1 protein-coding gene and 1 pseudogene are annotated in these 1611 nt (G+C 52.8%); one reads left to right on the forward strand and one right to left on the reverse strand.

The window, feature by feature from the left end; genetic code table 11:
• Positions 1 to 764 (forward strand): sulfatase-like hydrolase/transferase (locus tag AKL28_RS23525; RefSeq protein ID WP_231602676.1); only part of this gene is annotated, 764 nt, incomplete at its 5' end.
• 110 nt (positions 765 to 874) lie between these two features.
• Here AKL28_RS23525 and AKL28_RS23530 read toward each other — a convergent pair.
• Positions 875 to 1611, reverse strand: a pseudogene (locus AKL28_RS23530) (hypothetical protein); the annotation flags it as partial.

Below are 1611 nucleotides of genomic sequence, written 5' to 3' on the forward strand. Positions count from 1 at the left end.
GCGCTACCTACACCACCGCTTCCCTGGAGTGTATCTTGGGCCACACCACCTCTGGGGATGAGGGGAAATGGGAAGTGCTCACTACTTATCTTCAGCGCAGCGGCGTAGAGGTGACTTGGAGAAGCCACAATGCCGGGGAACCCCCAATGAAGGTCCTTCACTATCAGAAGCTTGAGGATGTTAAGCAGACCTGTGTTGGCGACGAGTGCAATTACGACGGAGGATTACTTTTCGGATTAGAGAGGCACATAGCGGACTCGAAAGGGCCGCGTACCTTGGTGGTGCTGCATCTTACCGGAAGCCATGGGCCGGCATACAACACTCGATATCCAGCAAGTTTTGAGGAGTACAAACCGGTTTGCAACTCTGTCCAGCTGCAGCAGTGTAGTCAGGAGGAATTGATCAATGCCTACGATAACAGCATCCGCTACACGGACCACGTAGTTGGGCAGACGATCGATTTACTGAGGCGGCTAGACATTGACGCGACCCTGTTCTTCATCGCTGATCACGGCGAATCTTTGGGAGAAGGGCGCTTGTACCTACATGGGACGCCGTGGCTTGTGGCTCCTGAGGAACAGAAGCGTATTCCATTCATCGTATGGAATTCCCGAGACAACATAAAAGAGAACACCACCACAAAGTTCGTTGACGGCGCCTTTACTCAGGCGAGCGTCTTCCACAGTGTGTTGGGTGCATTCGGTATGCGGTCTCCTGTCTACAAGCCAGAGCTGGATGTTCTGCCGAAAGTGGGGCGTCCGTGAAAAATCAAGTGATGCGCCGTTTGGCATGGAACGCCTTGGTTCACATACGTCGCCCTTGGCGACTTATCGTAGTCTGCCTGCTCGGCATTGCAGTAATATCGATTTATCCATCAGATCTGGAGGTTTATCGTGAAACTCCTCCTAGTACGCATCCTATCGTTGTCGGCGTAGAGGACTACGGCCGGTATATCAATACGGCCGTTCAGATAGGGCTCCCTTTCGTCATGCGAGATCCGGTCGGTAGTGAGCATCACGAGTTGCTTATCTGCCGGCTCTTCTGGATTTGTTATCACCCAGTCTCGTCTGTCGAGAGGCAAGGTGTCCACGCGCAAACATACGACTTCTTCTCTTCTTAGCGCTGAGCAGAGAATGGTCTCGCAGATGAGGCCAATCGTTTGCCCCTGCGTTTGATAGACGGCTTCTGCCCACTGGCGCACTTCCTCCTCCTCAGGAAGAATGAGCGGCTTGTTGAACGACTTGTCCGATTGACCTTTGCGGATGCGCACCGTTTTTGACACTTTCACGTCAGCATCGGCGCGCGTGCTCCGGGAGACTTGCTTCTCACTGTAAGGAACATTGAAGGGGCGCCTGTGGCCCTTCCAGTGCATCCATGCAAGAAAGTCGCAGACTTGCTGTGTGCGATAGTTGGCTGTCTTACCAGATAATTCATTGCCCCTGCGCGACCAAGCGCCGCTGGTCATGTCATTTTGATACCGCAGTACATGATTGTGGTAAGTGCAAGTATGGATATCTGCAGAGTTTACCTCGCACCATTCCAAAAAATTTGCGATCCATTCGGCATATGAATGCATGGTTCTGGCCGTTCGGGCTCGTCCTACGGTATCTC

It is taken from the genome of Herbaspirillum chlorophenolicum, from assembly GCF_001189955.1.
Lineage (GTDB): Bacteria > Pseudomonadota > Gammaproteobacteria > Burkholderiales > Burkholderiaceae_D > Herbaspirillum > Herbaspirillum chlorophenolicum.